Below are 16,534 nucleotides of genomic sequence, written 5' to 3'. Positions count from 1 at the left end.
GCGCAGCGCGCGCTCCAGCCGGTTGGCGCGCGCGCCATGCTCGGCGTCGACGCCGAGCGCGAGCCGATCGAGAAAGCGGCGCCTGTCGCCCGCGGGCCCCGCGAAGAGACCGTCCATCGCGGGCGTCAGCCACAATACGCGGACGTGGTCGGCGAAGGCCCGCGCGGAGGCGGCCGGCGCGCGATCCATTCGAAAGACTCGCTCGCCGTCGACCGTCAGTCCGTGGCCGAGCTGCGCCGTCGCGCCATCGGCTTCGACTTCGATCGACACGGCGAAACCGCCGGCGCCGCCGCGTCTCGCGCATTCGGCGAGTTCCGCGCGGCGCAGGCCGCGGCCGGGTGAGAACAGCGACAGCGCTTCGAGCAGATTGGTCTTGCCCGCGCCATTCTCGCCAAAGAGCGCAATGATCGTCGACTCGAAACGGCAATCGAGCGCCGCATAGGAGCGGAAGTCGCTGAGCGTCAGGCGGCGCACGCGCGGCGCGCTCTTGGTCGCAAGGGTCATCCTGGCCCCGCCGCGTTCACGCAAGGCGGCGCGGGCGCGCGAGCGGTCATTGCGGCCGGGAAACGCGGCGGCCCGGCGAGAGGATGGCGTAGCTGTGGGGACCCGTGTAGGAGGTCATCACGGCTTCGATCAAGGGTTCGTCCGATCCTTGGGCCGTTGACCAGTCGACCGTGAAACTGGCGCCGGTTCCGCCGCGAACGTCGTCTTGCGCGATGGTGACCTGCAATGAGGCGTACGGCTTCAGATAGATGGGATCGTTCAGGTAGCTCTCGATCAATTGACCCGAGCCGCTGCGGTATTCGATCTTTTCGATCGCGAGAACATTCGTCGCCGAGGCGTTGTGGATCGAGAGCGCGCCGGAGAAGTTGAGCCGCGTCACGCCGCCTTGCCCGATGAGCGTCGAATGCAGCGGAATCAGCGTGCGCCCCCGAAGTGCGAGTTTCTCCGCCGGAGCAGATGCCGTGGCGTCGGGGCTGACGATGACCGGTTGAGCCGACGGCAGCGGCGACCGAGCCGCGCCCTCCGTGACGAAGGCGCTCACGACGAGAGCGAGCGCAAGAACGCGCGGGGCAGGGCTAAGCGGCATTGCGCAGACCTTTTCCTTTCGACTCGACATATGCGGCGCCGGCGCACACTAGCACCGCGTTACGAAAGGTCTAATCGAATGTCATTCGCCGAAGGGGCTGACCGTTGGGCATGCGCGACGAGGAGTCACATCGCTGAAGCCTAACGTGTTTTTGGTAATTCTTGAGGCCAGCGAAGCCGCGGTTTCACCGGGAGAGACCCGTGCTTGTCGGCCTGGCCCTGCCGGAATGCGTCGCGTGCGACCTTGTCGCAGAGCGGCGAATGTTGGCGCAAGCGTCCCGCGCTCTGAAAAGCTCTCCTGATCGGATGAGCGAAGTCGTTTGGCGTTACGCATAAAATCTGTATTCTCCCGCCTGCGGCGATCGGAGTTTTTCAGTGGCGGGCGTGGGTTGTGCGCGGAGCCTTGAGGGCAAGCGCGTCTTGCTGATCGTGGGCGGGGGGATCGCCGCGTATAAGTCGCTTGATCTCGTGCGGCGCCTGCGCGAGCGCGGCGCGCGGGTGCGCGTCGTCATGACGGCGGCGGCCAAGGAGTTCGTGACGCCGCTCGCCTTCGTCAGCCTCGCGAATGAAAAAGTCTACGACGATCTCTTCTCCGCAACCGACGAGCAAGAGATGGGCCATATTCAGCTGTCGCGGGACGCCGATCTCATCGTTGTCGCTCCCGCGACGGCGCATATTCTCGCGCGCGCCGCGCGCGGTCTCTGCGACGATCTTGCGACCACCCTGCTGCTCGCGACCGACACGCGCGTTCTTTATGCGCCGGCGATGAACGTGCGCATGTGGCTTCATCCCGCAACCCAGCGTAACGTCTCGACGCTGCACGGCGACGGCGCCTGGTTTGTCGGCCCAAACGTCGGCGACATGGCCTGCGGCGAATATGGACCCGGGCGCATGAGCGAGCCGCTGGAGATCGTCCAAGCAATCGAGACCGCGCTGAAGCAGGACACCCGGCTGCCCGCGCCCGAAGGCCTGTTGACGCGCGGCGGCGCGCTCGAGGGGCTGCATGTCGTCGTCACCTCCGGGCCCACCCATGAGCCGATCGATCCGGTTCGCTACATCGCCAATCGCTCGTCAGGGCGCCAAGGGCACGCCATTGCAGCGGCGGCGGCGCGCGCAGGGGCGCGCGTGACGCTGATCTCCGGGCCGGTCGCCCTCGCGGATCCCCCCGGCTGCGAGACCATACATATAGAGAGCGCACGAGACATGCTGGCCGCCGCAACGGCCGCGCTTCCGGCGGATATATTCATCGCCGCGGCGGCCGTCGCCGATTGGCGCGCGGAGCCGGCGGTCGACAAGATCAAGAAAGGCGAGCGCGGCGCGCCAAGCCTGTCGCTCGTCGAAAATCCCGACATTCTTGCGAGCGTCTCGCGCGGACCGAACCGTCCGCGCTTGGTCGTCGGCTTTGCTGCGGAAACGAGCGACCTTATCCGCCACGCGCAGGAAAAACTCGCCCGAAAAGGATGTGATCTCATCGTCGCTAACGACGTCAGCGAGGGGACCGGCGTATTCGGCGGGACCATGAATGAGGCGCATCTCGTCTTGCGAGGGGGCGTCGAAGACTGGCCGCGGCTTCACAAGGAAGACGTCGCCGAGCGGCTCGTGGCGCGCCTCGCGCAGATGATCGGCGGCGAAGCGCCATGAAAGTCGCGATCCGCCGACTGCCGAACGCCGATGGTCTGCCATCCCCGGCTTACGCCAGCGAAGGCGCGGCGGGCCTTGATCTTCACGCCGCGCTGGCGCCGGGGCAAAAGCTGGTGCTGGAGCCTGGCGCCCGCGATCTCGTCCCCACAGGGCTCTCGATCGCGCTGCCTCAGGGCTATGAGGGACAGGTTCGCCCGCGATCGGGCCTCGCCGCGGAGCACGGCGTTACGGTGCTCAATGCGCCGGGCACCATCGACAGCGACTATCGCGGCGAGATCAAGACGCTGCTGATCAATCTCGGCGGGCAGCCCTTCGAGATCATTCGCGGCATGCGCATCGCGCAGCTCGTCATCGCGCCGGTAAAGCATGTGACGCTGGAGGAGGTCGACGATCTCGATGCGACGACGCGCGGCGCCGGCGGCTTCGGGTCAACAGGACTGACCGGAGAGGGCGCGTGATGAAGCTTTTACCGCGCACCGCTCGCTTCGCGCTCATGGCGACGCTCGACGTGGCGCTGCATGCGCGCGGTCGGCCGGTGTCGTCAAGACAGCTCGCCGCGCGTCACGATCTTCCCCCGCGACGATTGGAGACAGTCCTGCAGGCCTTGGTGAGAGCGGGAATCCTCAAAAGCGTAAGAGGGCCAGCGGGGGGCTATGCGCTGGCGCGCGAGAGGCGCCGTCTCTGCGTCGGCGAAATCGTTCGCGTCGCCTTGGGCGCTGAAGAGGAGGCGCCGGACGTGGCGCCGCCGCTGCTCTCGGCGGTGCTGGAGCCGATCATCGCTGAAGCCGAAGAAAGCGCGCTCCGACGCTTGGACGACGTGACGCTCGACGATCTGCACGCCCGCGCGGTCACGCTTGGTTTTGGAGAAAGGCCGGACGCGAGCGGCGATTTTGAGATATGAAGCGCGCGAGCCGGCGAAGTCGCTGGACGGGCGAGGAGGCGCGCATGACTTATGACACGATCGAGGTCGAGACGCAGGGCCGAGTCGGCCTGATCCGTCTCAACCGGCCTGAAGCGCTCAACGCGCTGAATGCGCGGCTCATCGCCGAGCTCGACGACGCCCTCGCGGAGTTTGAATCGGACGACGGCGTCGGCTGCGTCGTCCTCACCGGCTCCGAGAGGGCCTTCGCCGCTGGCGCGGACATCAAGGAGATGCACGACAAGGGCTTCGTCGACGCCTTTCTCGACGATTTCATCGGCCGGTGGGACGTCGTGGCTCGGGCCCGCAAACCCATCATCGCCGCCGTCTCTGGCTTCGCGCTGGGCGGCGGCTGCGAAATCGCGATGATGTGCGACTTCATTCTGGCGGCGGACACGGCGGTGTTCGGCCAGCCGGAAATCAAGCTCGGCGTGATTCCCGGCGCCGGCGGCACGCAGCGGTTGACCCGCGCCGTCGGCAAGGCCAAGGCGATGGATCTCATTCTGACGGGTCGGATGATGGGCGCCGAGGAGGCCGAGCGCGCCGGCATCGTCGCGCGGATTGTCCCGGCCGCCGATCTTCTCGCCGAGGCGATCAAGACGGCGGCGACGATCGCGTCCATGTCGCTTCCCGCGGTTCTCATGGCCAAGGAGGCGGTCAATCGCGCTTTTGAATCGACGCTCGCGGAAGGAATCCGACACGAGCGAGGGCTTTTCTATTCACTTTTCGCGACGGCCGATCAAAAGGAAGGCATGAGCGCCTTCATGGAAAAGCGGAGGCCGGCCTTCGTCAATCGATAGGGCGGCCATTGACGAAAGGCGGCCGTCGCGCTTATAAACCACGCCACTTGGCCGCGATTTCGCGGCCGTTTGGTTTTGGGCGGCATCGCCGTCACTTTCAAGGACACGCAAAGCATGGCCAATACGAGTTCGGCCAAGAAAGCCGTTCGCAAGATCGCCCGCCGCACTTCGGTCAACCGGGCGCGTCGCAGCCGCATGCGCACTTTTGTGCGCAAGGTCGAGGAGGCGATCGCCTCGGGCAACGCCTCGGTGGCGGCGGACGCGCTGCAAAATGCTGTGCCGATCGTGATGCGCGCCGCGCAGCGAGGCGTCATTCACAAGAACACGGCCTCGCGAAAGGTTTCGCGACTGACCGCGCGAGTGAAGGCGCTCGCCGCACAGGCGTAGAGAATTCGCCGCGCATAACGTGGACGCAGCATTCTTGGAGCCCGGCGACAGCCGGGCTTTTTTATTGCGCAGGACGGCGACGGCAATTCGTCGCATGAAGCGCAGATGACACGGCCAGGAATTTTTTTCGCAGCAATAATTCGTGATCATTCAAAATTCTCCCGATTCAATCTCTTGCAATCAAGCTGTCACGAACGGGAAATAGCGCGGGCACTTGACACTATTATTGGCGCTTGTCCGGCGCGTCGCTGGCACGCTGCGGTCGTTCCGACGCGCATGTCACTCGCGGAATTTTAAAGGCGGCGAATCATCGGCTTATCGCCGAAGATGAAGAAAATTGACGGCGCCACGCGACAAAAGCTCAATCATTATGACAGATTTAATCGCGAGCGTCGTTGCGCGTGATGGCGCTGACGTGTAGCTTTGAAGGGTCGAACGAAAGGCGGTCGGCGTCAGTTTTTCATGGGCGCGCAATAGTGAGGGGAACGACCTGCGTTCCCCGGCGCGGATGGGCCCACAGAGCGAGACGCATTGCCGCTTTCCAGCCGTTCGGCTTGAAAACTCAAGTGATCAGTTCGCAAGGGCGTAGAGTTAAAGTCCGTTTCCTGCGACGCGCATCAATCCGGGATTCTCGCTGATCCCGGGCGAGGGGAGGCTTTGCCATGGCGAAGGGGCGGTTGGCCGAGACAGTCCAGGGAGTGCGCAGCGTCAACGACCGCATCAATGTGCGGTCGGTCGCGGCGTCTTGCAGCGTCTGTGTCATGCAGGAGGCCAACGTCGGCAGATGCGCGCGGCTCGCGATCGGGCCGCCTTCAAGAGTGCTGATTTAGCGCCGTTCGCGGCGGCAATTACTCGATCCAACTAGGTTCCTTTCGATCAGCGCCAGCGGCGAGTTTCGCCGGGGGCTCCCTTTCTGGCGCTCGTTTCGGAAAAAAGGTCTGATATGTCCGATCATAGAGAACAATTGGCAGACGACGGAGTAACCGCTGAAGATCGCTCGAAATGGGACCGGGTCCGACACAGACTGAGGAGCGACCTCGGCGACGCGGTTTACAATTCCTGGTTCACGCGATTGGAACTCGAGCGTATCGACGGCGGCGCGGTGCATCTGACGGTGCCCACCAAATTCCTGAAAAGCTGGGTTCAGTCGCACTATGCGCCGCGCATCAAGGCGCGCGTCGCGAGCGAATTCTCGAAAGTGGAGCGAGTCGTCATCGACGTGCGTTCGCCTATGCGCAAAGTTCGCTCGCGGGAAGACGGCGCAGATCAAGTCGAGTCCAGCACGCCGCATTGCGTCGCGCGCACAGTCGCGTCATTTGCGCCTGCTCTCGAAGCGGCCAACGAAGGCAATGCGCGCCGCGCCGCTCGGCCGATGACCTTGCGTCACGACGCCGACGCATTCGTCGGCTCGCCGCTTGATCGTCGGCTGTCCTTCTCGACCTTTCTCGTCGGGCCGTCGAACCAGCTCGCCTACGCGGCGGCCTGCCGCGTTGCGGAGGCGCGCGCCGGCGATCTTCCGATGTTCAATCCGCTCTACGCCCATGCGGCGGTCGGGCTCGGCAAGACGCATCTCCTGCAGGCGCTCGCGCATGCGTCGAACGACAACCGCCGCCATACGATTTATCTGACGGCTGAGCGCTTTATGAGCGGCTTCGTCTCTTCGCTGACCACGCATACGTCGCTGGCGTTCAAGGAGAAGCTGCGCGGCATCGACGTGCTGATCATCGACGATGTCCAGTTTCTCCAAGGCAAATCAATCCAGCAGGAATTCTGCCACACGCTGAATGCGCTGATTGACGCCGGCCGTCAGGTCGTCGTTGCGGCCGACCGGCCGCCGTCGGAGCTCGACACGCTCGACGAGCGCGTGCTGTCGCGATTCAAGGGCGGGCTTTGCGTGGACATCGGCCCGCTGGACGAGTCCTTGCGCGTCAAGATCCTTGCCGCGCGCATTGCATCGGCGAAGGAGTCGCAATCGAGTTTCCACGTGCCGCCGGAGGTCATCTCCTACGTGGCGCGGACGATCGCGACCAACGGCCGTGATCTTGAGGGCGCCGTCAATCGGCTTCTCGCCCACGCCACGCTGACCGGGGCGCCGCTGACCGTCGAGACCGCGGAATCGGCCATTCGCGATCTCGTGCGCACACAGGATCCCAAACGCGTCAAGATCGACGATATCCAGAAGCTCGTGGCGAGCCACTACAATATCTCACGCTCCGACATTCTGTCGTCTCGGCGCACCGCCAATGTGGTGCGGCCTCGGCAGATCGCCATGTATCTATCGAAGGTGCTGACGCTGCGCTCGCTGCCGGAGATTGGCCGTAGATTTGGCGGCCGCGATCACACCACCGTGCTGCACGCGGTGCGGAAAATCGAGGAGCTCGCCGCCAAGGACAAAGGCCTCGCCGAAGTCATCGAACTTCTGAAGCGCATATTGAGCGAGCAGTAGACTGCGGCGCTCGGCTGGGCTCACGCGTAATGCGTGGCGCCATTCGTCGGGCGCGCGTCGGCGCCGGCCCTTCTCATCGGCCGGTCTTCACCGTCGTCCATAATCTGGTGATCAGTTTCTGAACCGTCTGATCGGGCGCCGTGACGGTAAACAGGCGTCGCATCGTGAGGTCGGTTGGATAGACCGACGGGTCATTGGCGACGGCCTTATCGATCAGCGGTCGCGACGGCGCGACGCCATTGGCGAAATTGGTGGCGATCGAATTGCGCGCGGCGATGTCTGGTCGCAGTAGATAGTCGATGAAAAGATAGGCTTCGTCGAGATGGCGCGCATCCTTTGGAATTGCGAGATTGTCCAGCGACAGGAGCGAACCCTCGGTCGGTATCACGTAAGCGATATCGACGTCGGTACCGGCTTCGCGGGCGCGATTGCGCGCTTGCAGGCTGTCGCCCGACCAACCGATGGCGACGCAAATGTCGCCGTTCGCCAGCGCATTGATATATTCAGAGGAATGAAATTTCTTCACATAGCGGCGCAGACTTCCCAAGAGGGTGGCGGCCCGCGAAAGGTCCTTCGGATTTTTCGAATTGGGGTCGAGCTTCAGGTAGTTCAGCGCGATCGCGAACATGTCCTCCGGACTATCGAGCATGTAGACGCCGCAGTCCGCGAGCTTGCGTAGCGCGTCCGGTCGCAGGACCTGATCCCAGCTCGTTATCGGCTTGCCAAGCCGCTCCTGGACCTTCGCGACATCGTAAGCGACGCCCGTCGTGTACCACATGTAGTTGATGGCGTAGCGGTTGCCCGGATCGAAACGCGAAAGTCGGGAGTCGATCTCGGGCCAGACATTGCGTGCGTTGACAAGCTTGCTTCTGTCGATCGGCTGCAGCACGCCGGCTGCGATTTGCCGCTGGAGGAACGTCGCCGACGGCACGACGACGTCGTAGCCGGTGTCGCCGGCAAGAAGCCGCGCCTCGAGCATTTCGTTCGAGTCATAGGTGTCGTAGATGACTTTGATTCCGGTCTCTCGCGTGAAGTCCTCGAGCACGCTTGGATCGATGTAATCGCTCCAATTGAAAATGTTGACGACGCGCTCAGCGCCCAGCACGGGCGATGTTGCGGCGACGAGCGAGAGGAGGCATGCGAGAAGAAGCCGTTTCATGCGACAAGCCGTGTAGTGGATCAATGGGGCGAACCTATCATGGTTGCGCGCGCTTTGGCGACGCGCCATGCTGGGCGGAGCGGGCGACACGCCGGCGGAGATAATATGACCGCGATCCTCGTAGAACGCGCGACGGCGCTCGAAAGCCGCGCCGACACGACCAAATGCGTGGCCCGCGGCGCCCGCCGCTATCTGAGGGCCTGCGGATTTTCGGTCATTTGCGAAGCCTCCCTGCCGAACGGCCGACGCGCCGATCTCATCGCGCTCGCGCCCGACGGCGCCTTGCGCATCGTCGAGGTCAAGTCGAGTTACGCCGACTTTCGCGCGGATCTTAAATGGCCGCAGTATCGCGGCTTTTGCGATCGGTTCTATTTCGCGATCCCTGCATCGCTCGATCCGGCGATTTTTCCAAACGATGCGGGCTTGATCGTCGCGGACGCCCACGGGGCCCTACTGACGCGCGAGGCGCCGGCTTTCCCTCTCGCGCCGGCCCGTCGACGTTCGATGCTGTTACGCTTCGCGACGATGGCCGCGGACCGCTACTGCCTGCTGGCCTTCGGCGACGAACAGGCGAATTGAATCCGTCAGCGGGGCGCACGCTTGGCGAGAATGCGCTGCAGGGTCCGGCGGTGCATGTTGAGCCGCCGCGCCGTCTCCGAGACATTGCGGTCGCATGACTCAAAAACCCGCTGAATATGCTCCCAGCGCACACGGTCGGCGGACATGGGATTTTCTTGAGCGTCGGGTTTGTCGACCTGCGTCGCCATCAGCGCGTGATAGATTTCGTCGGCGTCGGCGGGCTTCGCCAGATAGTCGAAGGCGCCGAGCTTAACCGCGGTCACCGCGGTCGCGATGTTGCCGTAGCCGGTTAAGATGATTCCGCGCGCGTCGGGACGTGACGTCTTCAGCTTTGAGATGACGTCGAGGCCATTGCCGTCGTCAAGCCGCATGTCGATGATGGCGAAAGCGGGTGGGTTCGACTCAAGGGCGGCAAGGCCCTCGGCGACCGTTTCGCAGGGCGTCACTAGGAAGCCGCGGGCCTCCATCGCGCGCGTCAATCTGCCAAGAAACGGCTTGTCGTCATCCAGGATCAGCAGTGAACGATCCTGTGGCAGCGCTGGAACTTGCTCAGGTTCCGAGACGCCTTCTCGATCCGCCTTCAATTCTTCGGTCGACATCGTGCGTTTCCAACCCTGATTTTTGTCAAATCTAGCTTATCGCCAGCGTCGCGTCGATTCTATTTGTCCTGAAGCCTTGGCCTGGCCGCGGCGGGCTCGAGCGCGGCGCGCGGCCACGTGATTTTGGCGATTGCGCCGGTGCGCGGCGGAGAAACATTCATCGTTTCGACTGTAGCGCCCGAGCGCTCCAACAGCGTTTTGGCGATGAAGAGGCCGAGGCCAAGCCCCGACTCGGCATCGTTTTTCGTGCGCCGTTCGAGCGGCCGACCCCGCAGATACGGGTCTCCTAGACGATCAAGAATGTCTGGAGAGTAGCCGGGCCCGTCGTCCTGAATGGAGATCGTCACGTAGCTTGAACTCCACCAAGCGTCGATCTTCACGCGTGAATGGGCGAAGTCCATCGCGTTTTCGACAAGGTTGCCCAGCCCATAAAGAATCGCTGGATTACGCGCCAGCACCGGCGCGTCGGCGGGTCCATTTTTGGAAATTTCAACCTCGACGCCGATCTCACGCTGCGGCTCAACCACCTCCTGGATCAGCGTGTCGATCGACAGCAGATTCATCACGCTGCTCTGGTCCGTAGCGCCAAGCGAGGCCAGCTTGCCCAGGATCTCCCGACAGCGCGCCGTCTCCTGCGCGAGTAGCGCGAGGTCGTCGCGCAGCGCCGGCGCATTCTCTGGCAGCGAATTCTGCAATTCTTTGATGATCAGCGTAATGGTCGCGAGCGGGGTGCCAAGTTCATGCGCGGCGGCGGCGGCGAGGCCGTCAAGTTGCGAGAGGTGCTGCTCGCGCTCGAGCACCAATTCCGTCGCCGCGAGCGCGTCGGCCAGGAGCCGCGCCTCGTCCGACACCCGCGCGGCGTAGATGCCGATGAACGCCGCGCTAAGCACGAGCGCCGCCCAAACGCCGGTGCGGTAGAGGAGGGGAAAAGTCAATTTTTCGTCGGCATACCAAGGCAAGGGATAATATTCGACGGTGAGCACCGTCGCGACCGCGATCATGACGATGCCGAGCAGCAGCGTCAGATTGCTCGGCAGCGACACCGCCGAGATGATCACCGGCGTCAAAAACAACATCGCGAAGCTATTCGTCAGCCCGCCGGTGAGATAGAGCAGAAATCCCAGCTGGATGATGTCGTAACCGAGCAGGACGGCGGCTTCGACGTCGCCGAGGCGGAAACTGCGCGGCGTGCCAAAGCGCATGCCGATGTTGAGCGTCGCCGAGGCCGTAATGAAGACGAAGCAGAGGCCGACGGGAAAATCGAATCCCAGAACGAAATAGACGCCGATACATGCCGCCGCCTGACCGGTGATGGCCACCCAGCGGAGCATGAGCAGCGTCTCCATGCGCAGGCGCCGAGCGTCATAATCATATTCGACAGTTGTCATTTCAGTGATTCCATGGAGCGCTGCTGCCGACGCGCATCACAATCCCACGCCGCGCGACGCGCGCCAGATGCGCCACTGTCGCCGCAGCGGCGAGGGATCGCCAAGCGGTCGAAATGGATCGTAGTCGCTTCGCGCCAGCCGCTCCAGATAAAGTGGAGCGATGGCGCAAGGGAGCAGCGCGGCGCGAGCGGGTCCGAGATCCGCGGCCAGCCGGCGCGCCCGCTCATAGTAGGACAGCGCCAGCGCGTGCGCCGTCCTTACAACCGGACCAAGCTCGCTGCGCCGGCCCGAGCGGTCGCCGTGATGCGCGAACGCCTCGTCCGGCAGGAATTTCTCCTGTTGGGGACCCTCAGGCAGAGCGCGCAATATGCGCGTGAGGCCGAGCGCGACTCCCGCCGCATCGAAAGCCCCCGCCGACGGCGCTTGAAGATCTGCGCCGAGAATTCGCGCCGCCCAGCGAATCGGCGCCGAAGCCGTAGCGCGGCAATAGTCTTCGAGCGCCGTCCAAGTCGGCATCGCATCGTCGTAGAGATCGAAAATATGCGCGTCGGCCAGCGCCACGAATTCATCGCGGGGCAAAGAGAATCGCTCGATCGTGTCGATCAGCGCATCGGCCAGGGGATTGGCGCGTACGCCTTCGCCTTGCGCGGCGTCGGCCTGCAGCGCGTCAACCCACCACTGCAGCCGCATCTCGCCGAGCAGCGGCTGCGTGACCTTGCCGCTGACGTCCGCTGCTTCCTGGGCGAAGGCGTAGAGCGCATGAATGTGCGGGCGCGCGTCCTGGGGTGCAAAGAGGCAGGCGAGCCAGAGGTCGCGATCGCGCGCGCGCAGCAATTCCCCACATTGCGCATAATGCTCCCGCGAGGCGGCGGTCATGATGTCACACGGCGATCAGCAACGCGCCGACCCGCCGATTCTCGTCGACGAGCACATTGTAGGTCCGCACGGCGGCTCCCGTCGCCATGGTTTCGCAACCCACGCCCGCCGCGCGCAGCTTCGCACGCAGGCCGCCGGCAAGCGGCAACAAATCCTTCCCGGTGCCGACGACAAATACGTCGAGGCCGCCGCTTTCGGAAAGCGCGCTATCGATCATAGAGCCGTCGATCTCCGCAGCGCTGGTCAGAGGCACGGCGCGCACGCCGGAGGGCAGCGCGAGAATAGAGCCGCGATGGGACATGTCGGCGAAGCGGAAGCCGCCGCCGCCATAGTCATCGATTTTGTGACGGCCGGGAACATAGCCGCCGGACCCGCCCGTCAAGCCGGCCTCGTCTTGGCGCGTTTGCCGGTCGCCTTCCGCGCGGGCGCGGGCGTCTTTTCGGCGGACTTCGTCGGCGCGGAGACTGGCGCTTCCGCAACGTCCTCGTTCAAGGAAACTTCTGCGTCGGCCTTGCGCTCCGTCTCGTGCTTCTGCGCCGCCTTGTCGGCGTCTTCATTGCGCAGCCCGAGATAGATCAGCATCGGCGAGCAGATGAAGATAGACGAGTAGGTCGCGACGAAAATGCCCCAAATCATCGCTACCGAGAACGACCGGATCACTTGGCCGCCGAAGGCGACGAGCGCGAACAGCGCAAGCATCACCGTCGTTGCGGTCATGATCGTGCGCGGCAGGACGGCGTTGATCGACATGTCGACCATTTGCGCTGTCGGCAGTTTCTTGTATTTGCGCATATTCTCGCGAATTCGGTCGAGCACCACCACGGTTTCGTTCAGCGAGTAGCCGACGATGGTCAAGATCGCGGCGATCGATGTGGTGTTGAATTCGAGCTGCGTGATCGAGAAAAAGCCGACGGTAAGCAGCAGATCATGCATCGTCGCGATCACGGCGCCGATCGCGAATTGCCATTCGAAGCGGAACCAAAGATAAGTCAGCACCGCGATGATCGATAGCACGACGCCGAGCGTGCCGGACTGCACCAATTCGTTTGAGACGCGCGGGCCGACGACTTCGACGCGGCGCAAATCATAATATCCGCCGACAGCGCCACGCACGCGCTCCACCGCCGCCTGCTGGGCGACGTCGCCGCCGGGCTGCAGACCGAAGCGCAATGTGGCGTCTGCCGGATTCCCGAACGCCTGCACCTCGATGTCGCCCAGCTGGAGGCCTTCGCCAAGCGTGCGCAGCGTGCCGACTTCCGCGGCGCCGGATTTCGCGCGCAGTTCGATCACCGTGCCGCCGGCGAAGTCGATGCCGAAATTCATGCCCTTGAAGATGAAGAGCGCGACCGCGATCAGCGACAGCACGGCCGAGAATGGATAGCTCACGCGGCGGAACCGCATGAACGGGAACTTGGTGTTCTCCGGAGCGAGGCGCAGAAGTTTCATAAATGTCGCCCCTTCAGATCGGCAGTTTCGTCGGCCGCGCGTAATGATACCAGACGGCGATCATCATGCGCGTCATGGTCACCGCGGTGACGATGGTCGTCAGAATGCCGAGCGCAAGCGACACGGCGAAGCCGCGCACCGGTCCCGAGCCAAGAAAATAAAGGATCGCCGCCGCAACGAACATGGTGACGTTGGAGTCGACGATGGTCGCGAAGGCGCGCGTGAAGCCCGCGTCGAGCGAGGCGAGGATCGAGCGGCCGGCGTGATTTTCCTCGCGTATGCGCTCGTAGATCAGCACGTTCGAGTCGACGGCCATGCCGATCGTCAGCACGATGCCGGCGATGCCCGGCAGCGTCAGCGTCGAGCCGAGCAGCACAAGGCCGGCGAAAATGAAGGCGATGTGCACGAAGAGCGCGAGATTGGCGAAGACGCCAAAGACACCGTAAGTGACGAGCATGTAGACGACGACGAGGCCCGCGCCGACATAGGCGGCGCGTTTGCCGGCGTCGATCGAGTCCTGGCCGAGGCCCGGACCGACGGTGCGCTCTTCGACGATGTTGAGCTTCGCCGGCAGCGCGCCGGCGCGCAGCAGGATCGCAAGGTTGTTCGCCTGTTCGACGGTGAAGCGTCCGGAAATCTGGCCGGAGCCGCCGGTGATCGGCGTCAAGATCCGCGGCGCGGAAATGATCTTGTTGTCGAGGATGATCGCGAAGAGGCGCCCGACGTTCTTGGAGGTCACTTCGCCGAAGGCCTGAGCGCCGCGGATGTTGAAGCGAAAATTGACGACCGGCTCGCCGCTTCTTTGCTGGTCGAATCCGGGCTGCGCGTCCGTGAGATCCTCGCCCTTGACCATCACCTGTTTTTCGACACCGAGCTTACCTTCCTGTTCGACCTGATCGAGTTCCTCGACTTCCGCCGGATTTTGGCCCGGATCGGCGACGAGGCGGAATTCGAGCTTCGCGGTTTTGCCGAGGATTTCCTTGAGAGTCTCGGGATCCTGAAGGCCCGGCACCTGCACCAGCACGCGGTCGTCGCCCTGACGCTGAATGCTCGGCTCGCGCGTGCCGAGGGCGTCGACGCGCCGCCGAATGACTTCGATCGATTGCTCCACGGCCTTGCGCGACTTGTCCGTGATGCCCGCGTCGGTGACGGTCACGCGGATGAGGCCGTCCGGCGACGCGTCGACGTCGAGCGGAGAAGGTCCGCCCATGAGAGCGCCGCTGAAGCTGTTGCGCAGCTGCCGCAGTTTTGGAAGGACTTTCTCGCGATCCGCCGGATCGGCGACGCGCACCTGCACGCCGCGCGGGGTCGTTCCGATGCCGCCGGAGATCGCGACCTTTTCTTCACGCAGGATTCTGCGCACGTCGTCGCGCAGATTTTTCACCTGCGTGCTGATGAGATCCGCCTGATCCACTTCGAGCGTCACATGCGAGCCGCCCTGAAGGTCGAGGCCGAGCACAATGGTCGGAGGCGTCAGCCAGGCGGGCAGGCGCGACTTCAGCTCTTCATAATGGGACGGCGACAACATGCTCGGCGCGACGACAAGCACCGCGGCGACAGTCATCGCCACAATGGCGAAGAATTTCCAGGTCGAGAATCGCAGCATTGTCCTGCTATCGGCTAGTGATCGAAAGGATCCGCGTCAGCTCTGCGAGCCGGACCCGGCGTCTCCGGGCTTGCCGTCGCTCGCCTTGCCGTTGCCGGTCTTGACGTCGCTCGACTTGGTTTCAGCAGGCTTCGTCGACTTTCCGCCGCCTTTGGCGCCGCCAGTCTTGGCCGTCGGCGGCGTCTCCTCCCTTACGGGTTCGCCCTTGGCGCGCACTTCGGCGACGGCGGTGCGCAGCATTCTCACCCGCACGTTGGGCGCGATCTCGACCTCGATTTCAGCGTCGTCGATGGATTTCGTCACCTTGGCGACGATTCCGCTCGTGGTGACGAGCGTGTCCCCGCGTCGGACGTTGCGCAGCTGCGCGAGCTGCTCCTTCTCGCGTCGGGAGCGCGGGCGGATCACCAAGATGTAGACGATGCCCATCACCACGAAGATGGGAATAAGCTGCCCGAGCATCTCCGGCATGGTCGGAGGCTGATGCGCTTCGGGCTGCGTCTCGACGGTTTGACCCGTCTGGGTGGCGGTTGGCGGATGTGGCGGAGTCGGCGACGTCGGCGCGGAAGGCGCCGTCGATTGGGCCGGCGGGCTCGCAGGCGTCTCGGCGGCAGGCGGTGACGGCGTCTGGGCTTGGGCCAAAGCGTCCGGGATCAGCTTCATCGCGAAAATCTCTTTAAAGGGCTCGGAGCCCGACGCGGATTATTTCCAAGCGCCGAACGGGCGCGGACTATAGCCGCTCACTTCACGAAAGCAATGGCGCGCGGCCGACTTCACGTGATGCGCGCGCATAAGCGCGAGCAATCGAATGTGCGGCCACGCACCGCCCTTCGCCGCTGGAGAGCATAGTCAGTGCAAGGCGCCTTTAGGGCGTCTACGTTGTCAGGAGAAAATCATGTTGAAGAAACTTTCCTACGCCGCGCTTTTGGCGGGAGCGCTTTTTGCCTCTTCCCCCGCCGCCGCAGGCGGCCACTGGCATGGCGGTCATGGCTGGCACGGCGGTCATGGCTGGCACGGCGGTCATGGTTGGCATGGCGGCCATGGCTGGCACGGCGGTTGGCATGGCGGCTGGGGCGGTCATGGCGGCGGCTGCTGGCGCTGGTGGTACGGCCAGTGGCATTGGGTGTGCTGACCAGCTTCGAACCCAAGCAAGCAATCTAACCTCTTCGGTGGCGGCCGAAGAGGCCTATCGCTTCCCGAACGCTTGAGGGCCGCTCGACCGCTGTCGTCGGGGGAGCGCCCTTCGCGAGGCGGCTCACTTGCGGCGCCGAAAGGGATCGCTCGCAAATTATAGAAAAGTCGCCACATGGAACTGGGGGGCATGCCTCAGCCCAAGCCGCCCGCGGACCGCGCTGAGCCACTCAACGAAGGTGAAACAATGTCAGCTTTCAAAAACATTTCTGTGGTCGCGGCGCTCATCGGCGCCCTGGCGATGCCCGTTACGGCCGGGGCAGCTGGCGGCGGCTATGGCGGCGGTGGCGGTAAAGGCGGAGGCGGCTGGAGCGGCGGCCAAGGCGGGGGCGGCGGCGGAGGCGGCCAAGGCGGAGGAGGCCAAGGCGGAGGCGGGCAAGGCGGCGATATGGACGGCGGCGGCCAAGGTGG

The 16,534-nt window shown here is 64.1% G+C and carries 18 protein-coding genes; 8 read left to right on the top strand and 10 right to left on the bottom strand.

Going from position 1 to position 16,534, the window contains the following annotated elements; all coding sequences use genetic code 11:
• Both NEI07_RS04735 and NEI07_RS04730 read right to left on the bottom strand, forming a co-directional pair.
• A partial coding sequence (locus NEI07_RS04735; RefSeq protein WP_256033065.1) for an AAA family ATPase occupies positions 1–504 on the bottom strand: 504 nt, incomplete at its 3' end.
• Between the two features lie 46 nt (positions 505–550).
• On the bottom strand, positions 551–1,090 hold the full coding sequence (locus NEI07_RS04730) for a DUF3124 domain-containing protein (protein WP_256033064.1): 540 nt from the start codon (positions 1,088–1,090) through the stop codon (positions 551–553).
• 374 nt (positions 1,091–1,464) lie between these two features.
• Between NEI07_RS04730 and coaBC the strand changes: the two genes are divergently transcribed.
• The 6 genes from coaBC (at position 1,465) to dnaA (ending at position 7,282) form a co-directional block, all read left to right on the top strand.
• Positions 1,465–2,730, top strand: a complete 1,266-nt coding sequence (gene coaBC / locus NEI07_RS04725; protein ID WP_256033063.1) for a bifunctional phosphopantothenoylcysteine decarboxylase/phosphopantothenate--cysteine ligase CoaBC — start codon at positions 1,465–1,467, stop codon at positions 2,728–2,730.
• Positions 2,727–3,188, top strand: coding sequence for a dUTP diphosphatase (gene dut, locus NEI07_RS04720; protein WP_256033062.1), 462 nt, complete (start codon positions 2,727–2,729; stop codon positions 3,186–3,188). The genes coaBC and dut overlap by 4 nt, the downstream gene beginning before the upstream one ends.
• Positions 3,188–3,631, top strand: a complete 444-nt coding sequence (locus tag NEI07_RS04715) for an RrF2 family transcriptional regulator (protein WP_256033060.1) — start codon at positions 3,188–3,190, stop codon at positions 3,629–3,631. Before dut ends, NEI07_RS04715 begins: the two co-directional genes overlap by 1 nt.
• A gap of 44 nt (positions 3,632–3,675) precedes the next feature.
• Complete coding sequence (locus NEI07_RS04710; RefSeq protein ID WP_256033059.1) at positions 3,676–4,449, top strand: enoyl-CoA hydratase; 774 nt, start codon at positions 3,676–3,678, stop codon at positions 4,447–4,449.
• Between the two features lie 114 nt (positions 4,450–4,563).
• The gene (gene rpsT, locus NEI07_RS04705; RefSeq protein ID WP_256033058.1) at positions 4,564–4,836 is read left to right on the top strand and encodes a 30S ribosomal protein S20; all 273 of its coding nucleotides are present in this window, start codon (positions 4,564–4,566) and stop codon (positions 4,834–4,836) included.
• Positions 4,837–5,779: 943 nt separating this feature from the next.
• A complete protein-coding gene (gene dnaA, locus NEI07_RS04700; protein ID WP_256033057.1) occupies positions 5,780–7,282 on the top strand; it encodes a chromosomal replication initiator protein DnaA in 1,503 nt (500 codons plus the stop codon).
• A gap of 73 nt (positions 7,283–7,355) precedes the next feature.
• Here dnaA and NEI07_RS04695 read toward each other — a convergent pair whose 3' ends face one another.
• Entirely contained in the window at positions 7,356–8,441 is a 1,086-nt protein-coding gene (locus tag NEI07_RS04695) for a polyamine ABC transporter substrate-binding protein (protein ID WP_256033056.1), read from the bottom strand.
• 105 nt (positions 8,442–8,546) lie between these two features.
• On the opposite strand from NEI07_RS04695, the gene NEI07_RS04690 reads away from it, so the two are divergent.
• Positions 8,547–9,020 carry an MmcB family DNA repair protein gene (locus NEI07_RS04690; RefSeq protein WP_256033055.1) on the top strand — a complete coding sequence of 158 codons (474 nt, stop codon included), beginning with the start codon at positions 8,547–8,549 and terminating at the stop codon, positions 9,018–9,020.
• A gap of 5 nt (positions 9,021–9,025) precedes the next feature.
• Here the strand turns inward: NEI07_RS04690 and NEI07_RS04685 are convergent, their stop codons facing one another.
• Genes NEI07_RS04685 through yajC form a run of 7 tightly spaced genes read right to left on the bottom strand, consistent with a single transcriptional unit; the run spans position 9,026 to position 15,595 of the window.
• Complete coding sequence (locus NEI07_RS04685) at positions 9,026–9,619, bottom strand: ActR/PrrA/RegA family redox response regulator transcription factor (RefSeq protein WP_014889489.1); 594 nt, start codon at positions 9,617–9,619, stop codon at positions 9,026–9,028.
• A gap of 59 nt (positions 9,620–9,678) precedes the next feature.
• The gene (locus NEI07_RS04680; protein WP_256033053.1) at positions 9,679–11,007 is read right to left on the bottom strand and encodes an ActS/PrrB/RegB family redox-sensitive histidine kinase; all 1,329 of its coding nucleotides are present in this window, start codon (positions 11,005–11,007) and stop codon (positions 9,679–9,681) included.
• A 36-nt stretch (positions 11,008–11,043) separates the two neighbouring features.
• On the bottom strand, positions 11,044–11,883 hold the full coding sequence (locus tag NEI07_RS04675; RefSeq protein WP_256033052.1) for a phytoene/squalene synthase family protein: 840 nt from the start codon (positions 11,881–11,883) through the stop codon (positions 11,044–11,046).
• A gap of 4 nt (positions 11,884–11,887) precedes the next feature.
• Positions 11,888–12,265 carry an Mth938-like domain-containing protein gene (locus NEI07_RS04670; RefSeq protein WP_256033051.1) on the bottom strand — a complete coding sequence of 126 codons (378 nt, stop codon included), beginning with the start codon at positions 12,263–12,265 and terminating at the stop codon, positions 11,888–11,890.
• Positions 12,262–13,329, bottom strand: coding sequence for a protein translocase subunit SecF (gene secF, locus NEI07_RS04665; RefSeq protein ID WP_256033050.1), 1,068 nt, complete (start codon positions 13,327–13,329; stop codon positions 12,262–12,264). The genes NEI07_RS04670 and secF overlap by 4 nt, the downstream gene beginning before the upstream one ends.
• Before the next feature lie 13 nt (positions 13,330–13,342).
• Positions 13,343–14,935: a protein translocase subunit SecD gene (secD, locus tag NEI07_RS04660; protein ID WP_256033049.1), complete on the bottom strand. Its 1,593-nt coding sequence runs from the start codon at positions 14,933–14,935 to the stop codon at positions 13,343–13,345.
• A gap of 36 nt (positions 14,936–14,971) precedes the next feature.
• Entirely contained in the window at positions 14,972–15,595 is a 624-nt protein-coding gene (yajC, locus tag NEI07_RS04655) for a preprotein translocase subunit YajC (protein ID WP_256033048.1), read from the bottom strand.
• A 232-nt stretch (positions 15,596–15,827) separates the two neighbouring features.
• Here yajC and NEI07_RS04650 point away from each other — a divergent pair, with 232 nt between their 5' ends.
• Entirely contained in the window at positions 15,828–16,064 is a 237-nt protein-coding gene (locus tag NEI07_RS04650; protein WP_256033047.1) for a hypothetical protein, read from the top strand.
• The last annotated feature ends 470 nt before the right edge of the window (positions 16,065–16,534 follow it).

This window comes from Methylocystis suflitae (genome assembly GCF_024448135.1).
GTDB lineage: Bacteria > Pseudomonadota > Alphaproteobacteria > Rhizobiales > Beijerinckiaceae > Methylocystis > Methylocystis suflitae.
This window is presented reverse-complemented; position numbering and strand designations above follow the sequence as displayed.